Here is a 13924-nt window from a genome sequence, read left to right as displayed (position 1 = left end):
GAGTGACTATGCTTAAGAATCCTCTTCAGGTTCGTTTGGAAAAACTAGAACCTTGGCAACAAATTACCTTCATGGCGTGTCTGTGTGAACGCATGTATCCAAACTATGCGATGTTTTGTGAGAATACAGAATTTGCTGAGCCACGTGCTTACCGAGCGATTCTTGATAGTGTATGGGAAATTCTGACGGTTAAGAACGCGAAAATTAACTTCGAGCGTCAATTAGAGAAGTTAGAAGAGTTGTTCCCAAGTGCGGATGAATTCGATTTTTACGGTGTTTATCCAGCGATGGATGCGTGTCAGAGCTTGTCGACACTGTTGCATGGTCTGTTGGATCGCGACTACCTTTTCGATTCAATGCTTAAAGTGAGCCAACAGTCGGTAAAAACCGTTGCTGACCTAGAACAAGCACAAGGTGCAGAGCCAATCACCAACGACAATCAAAAAGAAAATGAAGCCGTATGTGAAGAGTGGGATGTTCAATGGGCTATCTTCCGCCCACTGCGTGAAGCGGTAGAACGTGACATCTGCTTGATTAAAGATTTGCGTGAAGAATTACGCGAAGAAGCCGTGAGCAACATCGGCATCGCACTTTAATCGTTGAATAGATAAAACAAAGGCATCCAGATTGGATGCCTTTTTTGTTTTTGCGTTTGAGCGATTACGCCCAATGCTGATTACGATTCTTTAGATTCTGGTTTAGTTGGCTCTTGAGCGTCTTGCTCTTTGTCCGGTCTCTCCAGTTCTTCCTCTTCTTCATCGTCATCGCGGCTTTCAATTACGCCGTGTTTTTCTTTCCAGCTTTCCCAGCGTTGGTAAGCCAGCTCTTGCATGTCAGTGCTCTTATCCGCTTCATCGATGATCTCTTCACCCAATAGGTGCTCAAAGATGTCTTCTAGCGTTACCAAGCCTTGTACTGTGCCGTATTCGTCAACTACAAGCGCTAGCTGCAGGCGGTGAGTCATCATCTGGTCGAACACTTTAGGTAGAGCCGTATTGTTCAATACCACTTGGATAGGACGCATGACCGAACCAAGTTGTTTTTGGCCGCTGCCTGATTGTTGCAGCTTGAACAGCTCTAGACGGTGCACAAAACCAATGATGTTGTCTTTCTGCTCACTGTAAACCAGTGGACGAGAGAAAGGCGTCTCTTTGTGCTTCTCTAGGAAGTCATTAATGGTCATGGTCGCGTCTACGCGGAATACTACCGGACGCGGTGTCATGACTTGCGTTACTGGCACATCTTGAATGCCAAGCAGGTTGCTCAGGATCTTTGATTCACCTTCTGCGAACTCACCACTTTCTTTTGCCAGGATGGCCATCGCAGACAACTCATCACGCATCTTCGGTGCTTCGTGGTTTCGAGCAAGGCGCTTAGTGATTTGTTCTGAGAACCATACGAACGGGGTGAGTGCCCATACCATCCAGCGCAGTGATACAGCAGCAGCTGGTGCAAGTTGGCGCCAGTACGTCGCACCAATCGTCTTAGGAACGATTTCTGAAAGAACAAGAATCGCCAGTGTCAGTACCGCAGAGAAGATGCCCAGAGCTTCACTACCAAAGACGACCGCCGCCTGTGCACCTGCCGTTGCTGCACCAATAGTGTGAGCAATGGTGTTCAGCGTCAGGATAGAAGCCAAAGGTCGGTCGATGTCTGCTTTCAGCTTGTCTAATTGAGCGGAAGCAGGGTGCCCCTGTTGTTTGAGCTGCGCAATGTAGCTCGGACTGATACTCAGTAGAACCGCCTCCAGTACCGAACAGATAAACGAAATGCCGATAGCAATAGAGATATAAATGGATAACAGCAGCATAGTTGCCCTTGAATGTAATGTGATAGTCGGGATTTTAAGCGATTATAACCGCAAAAGCGCCCTATAAATCGTTCTAATTGCGTTAGAAAGCAAGCGCTTTGCCCGTACAAGTAGTAACAAATTGTGAGTTATTACTCATATTATGGCTAAAACTACGTCAGAAAATCGAAAGATCGCTTACAAACCTTTGCCAGATGGGGCATTTATGTTTTAGAGTGAGGTGAATTCGATAACATATGAGAAGGGAAACCTAATGAACAAGACCCAATTAATCGACTTTATTGCAGAGAAAGCAGACCTATCTAAAGCACAAGCTAAAGCTGCTCTTGAAGCAACTCTTGAGGGTGTTACTGGCGCTCTTAAAGAGGGTGACCAAGTTCAACTAATTGGTTTTGGTACATTCAAAGTAAACCACCGTGCAGCGCGCACTGGTCGTAACCCTAAAACTGGTGACGAGATTCAAATCGCAGCAGCTAACGTACCTGCATTCGTAGCAGGTAAAGCGCTGAAAGAATCAGTAAACTAAGTTAAAATGCACCGAGGTATCCTGCCTCGGTGCAATTTCATGAAAAAACATCTACTCACTTCACTCCTTCTATCAAGCCTCGCTCTTGTTGGCTGTTCATCTGTAGAAACCCCAAACCTTGATCAGTTTACCCATTTTTCTGGCGGTAAAATTCTGGGTGATGCCACTAGTTTGTATTGGATGACCGAACGTTTGACACGCGTCAGCACAGCAGCAGACTATGTAACTATGGGCGATTACGGCTCGTACCAGAGTGATTATCGTTGGGATGATGGTGAGCTCAGAGAGTTGATTCGAAAAGGTGAGCAACTCGATGCCAAACAAGGATTGGTGCCTTTTCAAATCCACATTCGATTTAATAAAGATGGCGACGCGATTTATCAGCAATACCGTATGAACGGAAAAGTGCTGCCCTTACAGCGCGACCAGTTAGAGCGTTACAAGCAAGAGGCGAACGATGTCGTTACGTCTATCAAGAAACAATCTCGTGATGGCCAGAGCCTAATCCAAGGTTATTGGGATGGTGAAACGTTCGAAACCTGTAAAGGGCGAGAGTTTACGACGTTGGAATTCAATCAGACCCTACCTAAGTTTGTGATTGATAGGTTGGCGTCAGTGGACAGTTACATTGCGTTTATTGGTAAAGAGTCGCGTAATGCGGCGACCGTTGATGAATTGCTGATGCTCAATGATGATGACTTTGATTGTGTACCACGACCAAAGTTGATCTCTGAATAAACATGACTTCGAATTCTTTCGAAAAAGAATAATAAAAAAGGCGCTGAGTGCGCCTTTTGTCGTTTTAGCCAACTGAAGTTGTTTTTATTTTTCTTGCTCACGCGCGATTGCACGGTAGCCGATGTCGTTACGATGGAACATACCGTCCCAACTGATCTGTTTTGCAAGCTCGTAAGCACGTTGCTGCGCTTCTGATACGCTGTTGCCAAGTGCGGTTGCACAAAGAACACGACCACCGTTTGTCACGATGTCGCCATCTTTGTTATTTGTACCGGCATGGAAGACTTTCTCGCCTTCAATTTCAACTTGTGGCAGACCCGAAATTACGTCGCCTTTGTTGTACGAGGCAGGGTAGCCGCCGGCTGCCAGCACGATACCAATCGATGCTCGTGGATCCCATTTTGATTCCACTTGATCCAGTTTCTCGTCGATTGCCGCTAGGCATAGATCAACAAGATCCGATTCCATACGCATCATGATCGGTTGCGTCTCAGGGTCACCGAAGCGGCAGTTGTACTCGATCACTTTCGGAGTACCATCTTTGTCGATCATCAGACCCGCGTATAGGAAACCAGTATAAGGGTTACCTTCAGAGGCCATGCCGCGTACCGTTGGGTAAATCACTTCTTCCATAATGCGGTTGTGGATTTCTTGTGTCACGACTGGAGCAGGAGAGTATGCCCCCATGCCACCTGTGTTAGGACCGGTATCTTTGTCACCGACACGTTTGTGATCTTGGCTGGTGGCCATTGGCAGAACGTTCTCACCATCCACCATCACGATGAAGCTTGCTTCTTCGCCATCTAGGAACTCTTCGATAACGACGCGGCTACCTGCATCACCAAATGCGTTGCCAGCTAGCATGTCTTTGATTGCTTCTTCGGCTTCTTCTAGTGTCATCGCAACGATAACGCCTTTACCAGCAGCAAGACCATCAGCTTTCACTACAATCGGCGCACCCTGTTCACGTACGTAAGCAAGGGCTGGTTCGATTTCAGTGAAGTTCGCGTATGAGCCCGTTGGGATTTGGTGACGAGCAAGGAAGTCTTTGGTAAACGCTTTAGAGCCTTCAAGCTGAGCTGCTGCTTGTGTTGGACCAAAGATTGGCAGACCTGCTTCGCGGAAAGCATCCACAACACCGATAACCAGCGGCGCTTCAGGGCCGACAATAGTCAGTTCAACCGATTTCTCTTTTGCAAAAGCAACCAGACCTGCGATGTCTTCTACTGCGATGTTTACGTTCTCTAGTTTAGGCTCAAGTGCTGTGCCTGCGTTACCTGGAGCCACGAAGATAGTCTCAACATTTGGGTTTTGCGCCGCTTTCCAACCTAGTGCGTGTTCACGACCGCCTGAACCAATGATAAGAATATTCATAATATTTCCTTTGATTTCGCTCCTCCCCCTATTAAGGGGAGGTTGGGAGGGGTAAGTCGTATACGTACAACAGACCCCCTCTAACTCCCCCTTGGTAAGGGGGAGGACCAAAAACTAATTAGTGGCGGAAGTGACGCATACCTGTAAAGATCATTGCCATGCCGTGTTCGTCTGCTGCTGCAATAACTTCGTCATCACGCATCGAGCCGCCAGGTTGAATCACACACTTGATGCCAGCTTCTGCTGCTGCATCGATACCATCACGGAATGGGAAGAACGCATCAGATGCCATTACGCTACCTGCGACTTCTAGACCTTCGTCTGCAGCTTTGATGCCTGCGATTTTCGCAGAGTAAACGCGGCTCATTTGGCCTGCGCCTACACCGATAGTCATGTCGCCTTTCGAGTAAACGATCGCGTTAGATTTCACGTATTTCGCTACTTTCCAGCAGAATAGGGCATCTTTCAGCTCTTCTTCTGTTGGTTGACGCTTAGAAACCATTTTTAGGTCGTCTAGGCTGACCATGCCTTGGTCACGGTCTTGAACCAGTAGGCCGCCGTTAACGCGTTTAACATCAAAGCCAGTTGTCTTCGTTGACCATTCGCCACACTCAAGTAGACGCACGTTCTTCTTCGCTGCAACCACTTCAATCGCTTCAGCAGAAACAGAAGGTGCGATGATTACTTCAACGAATTGACGCTCAACGATAGCGGTTGCTGTTGCAGCATCTAGCTCTTGGTTGAATGCAATGATGCCGCCGAATGCAGATGTTGGGTCAGTTTGGTAAGCGCGGTTGTACGCTTCTAGGATGTCTTTACCTAGAGCTACACCACATGGGTTCGCGTGCTTTACGATCACACATGCAGGCTCGTTGAACTCTTTCACACACTCAAGTGCTGCGTCAGTGTCTGCGATGTTGTTGTAAGAAAGGGCTTTACCTTGGATTTGGCGAGCAGTTGAAACAGATGCTTCTTGTGGGTTAGCTTCAACATAGAATGCGGCTGCTTGGTGGCTGTTCTCACCGTAGCGCATGTCTTGCTTCTTCTCGAACTGTTGGTTGAAAGTACGTGGGAATTTCGACTCTTCATCACCTTCTTTGTTCTCACCATAAGATGGAACCATAGTGCCGAAGTAGTTTGCGATCATGCCATCGTAAGCTGCAGTGTGTTCGAATGCAGCGATAGCAAGGTCGAAGCGAGTTTCTAGAGTAAGAGATTTGTCGTTTGCGTCCATCTCTGCGATTACGCGGTGGTAATCACCTGCGTTAACTACGATAGTTACGTCTTTGTGGTTTTTCGCTGCAGAGCGAACCATTGTTGGACCACCGATATCGATGTTCTCAACTGCATCAGCAAGCGTACAGCCTTCTTTAGCAACGGTTTCTGCGAATGGGTATAGGTTAACAACAACCATATCGATAGGGTTGATGCCGTGCTTTTCCATCACGTCATCATCTTGGCCACGACGACCCAGCACACCACCGTGAACTTTCGGGTGAAGCGTTTTAACGCGACCGTCCATCATTTCTGGGAAACCAGTGTAGTCAGAGACTTCTGTTACAGCGATGCCTTGTTCTGCAAGTAGACGAGCCGTACCACCAGTAGATAGGATATCGACACCGCGCTCAGCAAGAGCTTGTGCAAACTCAACAATACCTGTTTTGTCTGATACGCTGATAAGCGCACGGCGAATAGGACGAGCGTTGTTCATGCTTCCATTTTCCTCAAATTCACGGAGTTAAAGATGTTTGCCAAAAATGAACTTGTTTTTACCTCTTGGGGTAAAATATTGGCCAGTTTTGGTAAAGACCTTTGCGGGGCGTTTTCATGCTTAGAAAACAGTCTCCACTATTTGATGGCGCGTATTCTAACCAATTTATTACAAAAAAGCTCGCGCAATCGTTTGGCATCTCAAAAATAATTGCAAAAAACTCGATCTTTGGCTTTAAAAGTAACGAGATAGTTAATAAGGAAAGTTATGTTTCAGATAGGTGAACTGGCGAAACGCTGTGGTGTGACTGCCGACACACTCCGATTCTATGAAAAAAATGCGCTGATTAAACCCGCAGGGCGAAGTGAATCGGGCTATCGTCTGTATAACGAAGAGAATCAAAAACAGGTGCGTTTTATTCTCAAAGCGAAAGAGCTGGGCCTAAGTTTGGATGAAATAAAAGAGCTCCTTGAGATCAAATTAGAGGCGACTGAGCACAGCTGCGCGGAGGTAAAAGCCATCACTTCTGCAAAGTTAACTTTAATTGATGAAAAAATCGCGGAACTGACAAAAATTCGTGCGGCATTAAAGAAGATAAATGACGCTTGCTGCGGGCATAACAATGACGACGCCAGTCATTGTTCTATCCTCGCAGCCCTTGAGTAGCGTGCTACTTAACTTAAGTTTGCATTTTTGACGGCTTGCTTTTCTAGGTTCAAGCCGTTTTCCCACCTATAATCTCGGCTTTAGTCGACTGTAAGAATGTGTAGTCCTATCTATTCCTAAAGCGACGCTGTCTATCAGATACGAGAGTTTTCATACATGGTTGGAGTCTATTTTCAAATCAATGACTGGGTTTTAAGCGTTGATGAAAATAAGCTGTATCGACAAGACAGGGAAGTTACCGTTGAGCCACGCTTAATTAATCTGCTGCATTTCCTTGCCGAGCACGCCAGTGAAGTATTCAATCGTGAAGAGCTAATCCAATATGTTTGGGCAGGCGCGATTGTGACTGACCAAGTGGTGACACAGTCGATCTTTGAATTGCGTAAGCTGTTACGTGATGGTCGAGAGGAAAACATCAGCTACGTTATTACTGTGCCTAAGCGCGGTTATAAGTTGGTGGCGAACGTTAAGCCAATGACGCACGAGGAATTCCTTGTATGCCGTCATTGCGATCATGATGATGACTTGCCATTTGTTGAAGCAAACGAAGAAGCGTTACCTGAAACGCCAGCACCAGCGGTAACCTTTCCGGCAGGACCTCTAACTCGTGCGGTGTGCGAGATGTCGAAAGAGAAAAAAGCGCCCTGTAAACCAAACAAAATCAGCCCATGGCGATTGGGTTTTATGAACTTCATCTGGATTAGCATCTTAGTTGTGGTGATGGGAGTGTTTACGTATAAGCAATCAGAGGTGCGCATCACCCAAGCTATCGATACGCATTTAATAGAGTTTAAGTTCCAAGATAACTTCGGCAGGGATGATTTAAGTTACGAATTGGCCGATGGCTTTGCACAAAAGCTGATGGCTGATATTGCTCAGGTTAGTGACTATCGTGTGATGCTCAAAAAAGCTGCTTTTACCAACGGTATTGTTCCGGGTAAGTCGGTGTTGGTACGCGTTAGAGAAAACGATGGTGGTAACTTTCTTGAGGTGGAGTACCGTAATAATTCATCTGAGAAGGTGCTTTTTAGTCGTCAATATGCACTTACGAGCAACCACTTGAAGACGGTATTGCAGCAAGCTTCTTTGGATTTAATGACGGTACTGAAAGTGCCAGATGCAAAACTGAAGTCGAAAGTGCTGGTGGCTGGCATGCCCAATAATCCAGAAGCTCTAAAGTTGTTTATACAAGCTAACCATTATCTAAATGTTTCGGATGCAAACCAGTTTCAGCATGGCATTGATTTGATGGAGAAAATTCTCGAAGTTGAGTCGGATAATGCTTATGTTCAGGCTGAGCTGTTAATTGCCTACCATGTGCAGAGAGCATTAGACCCTGCATTGGAACTAAGAAAAGGCAGAGTGCAGCAACTGAGCGATAAGTTAGAGACCAATACCAAGATGATGCTAGGGCCTATTCAGCCTCGGATTTATGAAGCTTTGGCGTTACATGAAACCATCATTGGTGATCTCGACTTGGCAAAGCGTCATTTGAATCAAGCGCTAGGGTTGCGTGATTCGGTTTTGTCGTACGTGATTCGTGGCAAGCATGCCGAGCTTGATGGTGATTTGGATTTGGCGAGTGAGTCCTACAGTGAAGCCTTCTATATAGATACGTCTGTTGAGACCTATCTGTTGTGCGAAAACTTGGTTTTCCCAAGCAACATGAAGGCGATTGATTACGCCATGTATCGCGCAGTGCACCCTTCGGTAGTTCGTATGCTGTAATCAAACCAGTTTTTGATCGGCAAAGATACTGAGCTCTTCACTTCGGTGAGGGGCTTTCTTGTATCTGCACAATTAAAGCTTACCGCTGCTTCTTTCTTTAAATAGAACTTGCTTTACTGGGGGAGAGGGCTTTTCAATCTCTATTCTCTATTCTCTATTCTCTATTCTCTATTCTCTATTCTCTATTCTCTATTCTCTATTCTCGCTACCTTTATATCCGCTTGTCGCCAAGTAGAAGGTTGTCCTTGTGCGATTTGCTATACCCATCTTCCGTTTGTGCTTTTCAAGCAGCCCCGACACACTGTTATTTGCCTGAAGTAGTGTGTGCATCTACGCATAGCAGAAGCAAAAAACCAAGGAACTTTGATGTAAGTCAATTGCTCTATTAGGGAAGGAAAAGGCTGTATCAACAGTTCAGGTAATTTGCTGGGCTTTGTCTTGATGTTGATAGTCGTTGATAAGGTTGATGGAAAATTTGTTGAGGTTGATGTTTTTAGATTTTGAGAGGAGGCGTTTTAGGTGTCAACTATAACTTATTGTATTTATTGGTTTTATGTTTTTTGGTTTATCAGGTTTATCTCAACTTTATATCGATGGGCTAATTGTTTTATTGATAACCCCAAGTTTATTTTTTTCCCAGCTTTTGGGCGTAGTCTTCACTTCGAAATTTAGCGAGGTCGAGTGACTTCTTTCTCATAGCATCTCGCTAATTACCATTCAGTTTGAGTCATTGAGGCTCGAGTAGAATAGATTTGGAGATGTTATGTCATCGAATACAAAAAAAATCGGTCTAATCGCCTGTACGGGTGTTGTTGCCGGTAACATGATGGGTAGTGGTATTGCACTATTACCTTCTAGTCTTGCCTCCGTAGGCTCTGTTTCAATCTTCAGTTGGCTGATCTGTTTGATCGGTGCACTGAGTTTAGCGTTCGTTTACGCTCGTCTGGCAACCAAAAACCCACAAGAAGGTGGTCCTATCGCTTATGCTGGCGAAGTGTCTCCGGTATTTGGTTTCCAAACGGGCGTTCTTTATTACCACGCGAACTGGATTGGTAACCTAGCTATTGCCATTACAGGTGTTTCTTACCTTTCAGTATTCTTCCCTGTGCTTAACAACCCAATCCCAGCAGGTATTGCGACGATTGCATCGGTATGGATCTTCACTTTCGTCAACCTACTTGGTGGTAGCTGGGTAAGCCGTCTATGTACGCTTGGTCTAGTTCTTATCCTTATCCCTGTTGTTGGTACAGCAGCATTTGGTTGGACGCACTTCGACACTGCGCTTTACAGCCAAAACTGGAACGTATCAGCAGGCACTGACAGCCACGCGGTAGTAACTGCGGTTCTTATCTGTCTATGGTCATTCGTAGGTGTGGAATCAGCAGCGGTATCTACTGGTATGGTAGAAAACCCTAAACGTACCGTACCACTAGCAACTATGTTGGGTACTGGTATCGCAGGTGTGATTTACATCCTATCAACTCAAATGATCAGCGGCATGTTCCCTGCGTCAGAAGTTGCGGCATCAGGTGCGCCATTTGCACTAGCAACCACTGAGCTATTCGGTAGCTGGACAGCACCATTCGTATCAGCATTTACAGCACTAGCATGTTTCACTTCGCTAGGTTCTTGGATGATGCTAGTAGGTGAAGCAGGTAAACGCGCAGCCAACGATGGCAACTTCCCTAAAATCTACGGTGAAACTGATAAAAACGGTGTGCCTAAGAAAGGTCTAATCCTTGCGTCAATCAAGATGACTGCGCTAATGGTTGTACTGATGTTCTTCAGCTCTAAAACAGCACACGCATCAGACCTGTTCAACCAGTTAACAACTGACGCAGTACTACTAACTATGCTGCCTTACTTCTACTCAAGCATTAACTTGATTCGCTTCGAAGGTATGACAACACGCAACGGCTTCGTAATGTTGTTCTCTGGTGTGGCTTGTCTGTTCTGCTTCATCGCACTAGCGGGTGCAGAGGGCGGTACGCTAACAGCAACCTTCATCGTGTCTCTTGTTATCTTGATGTTCTACAGCAAAAAAGCAGGTCTAGCTCAGTACATGAAGCTTCATGCTGACGAAGACGTAGCTGCTCAAGCAAGCAACTAATCCCCAAAACGCTGGCACTACGGTGCCAGCCCATAAAACCCAAATTCACGCGGCGCTCACCTTACTCATTGCCTGTAAATGGCAAAGAGCGCCCTCATTCGCCTTGGAGATGTCCAAATGAATATATTCGCTATCTTGAACCACATGGGTGTGTTCTTTAAAGAAGAGCCAGTTCGTCAACTTCACGCTGCTCTTGAGAAAGCGGGCTACGAAGTGGTTTACCCAGTAGATGATAAAGACTTGATCAAAATGATTGAGATGAACCCACGCATTTGCGGTGTGCTGTTCGACTGGGATAAATACTCACTAGAGTTATGTGAACGTATTAGCCAAATCAACGAAAAACTACCTGTTCACGCATTTGCTAACGAACAGTCTACTCTAGACATTTCACTAACAGACCTACGTCTAAACGTGAGCTTCTTCGAGTACGCTTTAGGTATGGCTGACGACATCGCTATCAAAATCAACCAAGCGACAGAGGCATACAAAGATGCAATCATGCCTCCATTCACTAAAGCACTATTCAAATACGTAGAAGAAGGTAAATACACCTTCTGTACTCCAGGTCACATGGGGGGGGTACTGCATTCCAGAAAAGCCCTGCTGGTAGCATTTTCTACGATTTTTACGGTCCAAACACATTCAAAGCGGACGTATCAATCTCAATGCCTGAACTAGGTTCTCTACTAGACCACTCAGGCCCACATAAAGATGCAGAAGAATACATCGCACGTACATTCAATGCAGACAGCTCTTACATCGTAACGAACGGTACGTCTACATCGAACAAAATCGTTGGCATGTACTCAGCGCCTGCGGGCAGCACAGTACTGATTGACCGTAACTGTCACAAATCTCTAACTCACCTAATGATGATGAGCGACGTGACACCAATCTACTTCCGCCCAACTCGTAACGCATACGGCATCCTTGGTGGTATTCCACAAAGCGAATTCAGCCGCGATGTGATTGCAGAGAAAGTAGCGAAAACACCAGGTGCAACTGCACCAAATTATGCTGTAGTGACTAACTCAACTTACGATGGTCTGTTGTACAACACGCAATTCATCAAAGAGTCGCTAGATTGTAAACACATCCACTTCGACAGTGCTTGGGTGCCTTACACTAACTTCAACCCAATTTACGAAGGTAAATGTGGTATGAGTGGTGAAGCGATGCCAGGCAAAGTGTTCTACGAGACACAATCAACACACAAACTGTTGGCAGCATTCTCACAAGCTTCAATGATCCACGTGAAAGGTGACTTTGATAAAGAATCTTTCAACGAAGCATTCATGATGCACACTTCAACTTCACCTCAGTACGGCATTGTTGCTTCTACTGAAACTGCAGCGGCAATGATGCGCGGCAACACAGGTAAGAAGTTGATGCAAGATTCTATCGATCGCGCAATTCGCTTCCGCAAAGAGATTAAACGTCTAGAAGCAGAAAGCGACAGTTGGTTCTTCGATGTATGGCAACCAGAAAACATCGATAGCACTGAATGTTGGAAACTAGACCCTAGCGACACATGGCACGGCTTCAAGAACATGGATGACAACCACATGTATCTTGACCCAATCAAAGTAACGCTACTGACTCCGGGGATGAATAAAGAGGGCGAACTAGAAGAATCAGGTATTCCTGCTTCGCTGGTGGCTAAATTCCTAGACGAGCGCGGCATCGTGGTTGAGAAAACAGGTCCATACAACTTGTTGTTCCTATTCTCAATCGGTATCGACAAATCAAAAGCAATGCAATTGCTACGCGGCCTAACTGAATTTAAACGTGGCTACGACTTGAACCTAACCATCAAGAGCTTCCTACCTTCGCTATACAACGAAGATCCAAGCTTCTATGAAGGCATGCGCGTTCAAGAGCTAGCACAAGCAATTCATAACCTAACTAAGAAATACAACCTACCAGAGCTAATGTACAAAGCGTTCGATGTTCTTCCAGAAATGAAAGTAACACCACACGCAGCATGGCAAGAAGAGCTTCGTGGTAACGTGGAAGAAATCAAACTGGAAGAAATGGTTGGTCGCGTAAGTGCGAACATGATCCTTCCTTACCCTCCAGGTGTGCCACTAGTACTTCCTGGTGAAATGGTGACTCAAGAGTCTCGCCCTGTGTTGGATTTCCTAGAGATGCTTTGTGAGATCGGTGCACATTACCCAGGTTTCGAAACCGACATCCACGGTTTATACCAACAAAAAGATGGTAGCTACACCGTAAAAGTATTGAAGAACTAAGTTCCTCTCGAAGATGGCGCCATTGGGAATGCAAGCATGCTCCACTCTTACGAGCTCAATGTGTCATCGAACAACTGCGACATTTAGATATACCCCTAACTAATCTGTCGTAAAGAGAAGGGCAAGGATGCTCTGATCTTTTCTTCTATATATAGAAGAAACACTTTTCCAAGACTTCACCTGAAGTACCCCAAATAAAAAGCAAAGACCAAAGAGCAGTTCGTTATCGTTCTGCTCTTTTTTTTCGTCTTTATATAAACAGAAAGAGAAAAAGAACCAAGAGAGATAAGATCAGCAACCGAAATCATTAGGAAATCGACGATCTTCCAACTCAGAAATAAGATGTTTACTCATGAAAAGATCCTCTTCAACCTGAAAAATTAGACAAGATCGTTGAGTATCTATGCAGAGTGCTTGTTATTTGTTCGGTTGAAAGTTTTTTTGCAAAAAACGCTTGTGCTAATTTCTCAACCCCCTATACTGCGCATCCACCGACACGGAGTGAGACGAAAGTCACACAGCGAGTCGGGAAGAGAGAAAAAAGAATTTAAAAAAATGCTTGACTCTCTCACGGTGTGAAGTAAGATATGCACCCCTAACGATAAGTGACTAAGTTACTGAAAATGTTAGAAAAGCTCTTTAAAAATAAGAACCTATCAATCTGTGTGGGCACTCGTTGATGATAATCCAATTAGATATTTCTTTCTTTACGGAAAGCGGTATCAAATTAGGTTTCAATGATACGAAGTGACCATTGAATCGAAAGATTCAGCACAGTCAATTCAAACATTACTTATGTAATGTTCAGTATTCATTGAGCCGAACAAAATCTTAAATTGAAGAGTTTGATCATGGCTCAGATTGAACGCTGGCGGCAGGCCTAACACATGCAAGTCGAGCGGAAACGAGTTATCTGAACCTTCGGGGAACGATAACGGCGTCGAGCGGCGGACGGGTGAGTAATGCCTAGGAAATTGCCCTGATGTGGGGGATAACCATTGGAAAC

Annotated in this window: 10 protein-coding genes, 1 rRNA gene and 1 pseudogene; 9 read left to right on the top strand and 3 right to left on the bottom strand. The window is 45.4% G+C overall.

Features of this window, described 5'->3' with window-relative positions; translation table 11 throughout:
• Positions 1-8 precede the first annotated feature (8 nt).
• Positions 9-596 (top strand): YjaG family protein, encoded by a 588-nt coding sequence (locus B853_RS14330; RefSeq protein ID WP_010444388.1) that lies wholly within the window; start codon positions 9-11, stop codon positions 594-596.
• A gap of 80 nt (positions 597-676) precedes the next feature.
• On the opposite strand, the gene B853_RS14325 is transcribed toward B853_RS14330, so the two are convergent.
• Positions 677-1810 carry a CNNM domain-containing protein gene (locus B853_RS14325; RefSeq protein ID WP_038887651.1) on the bottom strand — a complete coding sequence of 378 codons (1134 nt, stop codon included), beginning with the start codon at positions 1808-1810 and terminating at the stop codon, positions 677-679.
• 253 nt (positions 1811-2063) lie between these two features.
• Between B853_RS14325 and hupA the strand changes: the two genes are divergently transcribed.
• Both hupA and B853_RS14315 read left to right on the top strand, forming a co-directional pair.
• Positions 2064-2336, top strand: a complete 273-nt coding sequence (gene hupA, locus B853_RS14320) for a nucleoid-associated protein HU-alpha (protein WP_005433627.1) — start codon at positions 2064-2066, stop codon at positions 2334-2336.
• A 39-nt stretch (positions 2337-2375) separates the two neighbouring features.
• On the top strand, positions 2376-3074 hold the full coding sequence (locus B853_RS14315) for a DUF1481 domain-containing protein (protein ID WP_038887652.1): 699 nt from the start codon (positions 2376-2378) through the stop codon (positions 3072-3074).
• Positions 3075-3158: 84 nt separating this feature from the next.
• Here the strand turns inward: B853_RS14315 and purD are convergent, their stop codons facing one another.
• Together purD and purH are read right to left on the bottom strand one after the other, a co-directional pair.
• Complete coding sequence (gene purD / locus B853_RS14310; protein WP_038887653.1) at positions 3159-4448, bottom strand: phosphoribosylamine--glycine ligase; 1290 nt, start codon at positions 4446-4448, stop codon at positions 3159-3161.
• A 118-nt stretch (positions 4449-4566) separates the two neighbouring features.
• Complete coding sequence (gene purH / locus B853_RS14305; protein ID WP_038887655.1) at positions 4567-6159, bottom strand: bifunctional phosphoribosylaminoimidazolecarboxamide formyltransferase/IMP cyclohydrolase; 1593 nt, start codon at positions 6157-6159, stop codon at positions 4567-4569.
• A 33-nt stretch (positions 6160-6192) separates the two neighbouring features.
• On the opposite strand from purH, the gene B853_RS26035 reads away from it, so the two are divergent.
• The 6 genes and pseudogenes from B853_RS26035 to B853_RS14270 form a co-directional block, all read left to right on the top strand.
• Positions 6193-6369 (top strand): hypothetical protein, encoded by a 177-nt coding sequence (locus B853_RS26035; protein WP_005533821.1) that lies wholly within the window; start codon positions 6193-6195, stop codon positions 6367-6369.
• A 57-nt stretch (positions 6370-6426) separates the two neighbouring features.
• The gene (zntR, locus tag B853_RS14300) at positions 6427-6825 is read left to right on the top strand and encodes a Zn(2+)-responsive transcriptional regulator (protein WP_010444366.1); all 399 of its coding nucleotides are present in this window, start codon (positions 6427-6429) and stop codon (positions 6823-6825) included.
• 156 nt (positions 6826-6981) lie between these two features.
• Positions 6982-8553, top strand: coding sequence for a lysine decarboxylation/transport transcriptional activator CadC (gene cadC / locus B853_RS14295; protein WP_038887657.1), 1572 nt, complete (start codon positions 6982-6984; stop codon positions 8551-8553).
• A gap of 763 nt (positions 8554-9316) precedes the next feature.
• Complete coding sequence (gene cadB, locus B853_RS14280; RefSeq protein WP_010444364.1) at positions 9317-10663, top strand: cadaverine/lysine antiporter; 1347 nt, start codon at positions 9317-9319, stop codon at positions 10661-10663.
• A gap of 117 nt (positions 10664-10780) precedes the next feature.
• Positions 10781-12918, top strand: a pseudogene (locus B853_RS14275) (lysine decarboxylase CadA).
• 833 nt (positions 12919-13751) lie between these two features.
• Positions 13752-13924 (top strand): 16S ribosomal RNA (locus B853_RS14270); the annotation flags it as partial.

Source organism: Vibrio rotiferianus CAIM 577 = LMG 21460 (genome assembly GCF_002741985.1).
GTDB classification, from domain to species: domain Bacteria; phylum Pseudomonadota; class Gammaproteobacteria; order Enterobacterales; family Vibrionaceae; genus Vibrio; species Vibrio rotiferianus.
Note: the sequence above shows the minus strand (reverse complement) of the source record. Positions and strands in the feature narration are given on the sequence as shown.

What these genes read in the sequence shown, in the direction of transcription:
- B853_RS14330 (WP_010444388.1), top strand. Translation starts at nt 9, where the DNA reads ATGCTTAAGAATCCTCTTCAGGTTCGTTTGGAAAAACTAGAACCTTGG.
- B853_RS14325 (WP_038887651.1), bottom strand. Translation starts at nt 1,810, where the DNA reads ATGCTGCTGTTATCCATTTATATCTCTATTGCTATCGGCATTTCGTTT.
- hupA (WP_005433627.1), top strand. Translation starts at nt 2,064, where the DNA reads ATGAACAAGACCCAATTAATCGACTTTATTGCAGAGAAAGCAGACCTA.
- B853_RS14315 (WP_038887652.1), top strand. Translation starts at nt 2,376, where the DNA reads ATGAAAAAACATCTACTCACTTCACTCCTTCTATCAAGCCTCGCTCTT.
- purD (WP_038887653.1), bottom strand. Translation starts at nt 4,448, where the DNA reads ATGAATATTCTTATCATTGGTTCAGGCGGTCGTGAACACGCACTAGGT.
- purH (WP_038887655.1), bottom strand. Translation starts at nt 6,159, where the DNA reads ATGAACAACGCTCGTCCTATTCGCCGTGCGCTTATCAGCGTATCAGAC.
- B853_RS26035 (WP_005533821.1), top strand. Translation starts at nt 6,193, where the DNA reads ATGTTTGCCAAAAATGAACTTGTTTTTACCTCTTGGGGTAAAATATTG.
- zntR (WP_010444366.1), top strand. Translation starts at nt 6,427, where the DNA reads ATGTTTCAGATAGGTGAACTGGCGAAACGCTGTGGTGTGACTGCCGAC.
- cadC (WP_038887657.1), top strand. Translation starts at nt 6,982, where the DNA reads ATGGTTGGAGTCTATTTTCAAATCAATGACTGGGTTTTAAGCGTTGAT.
- cadB (WP_010444364.1), top strand. Translation starts at nt 9,317, where the DNA reads ATGTCATCGAATACAAAAAAAATCGGTCTAATCGCCTGTACGGGTGTT.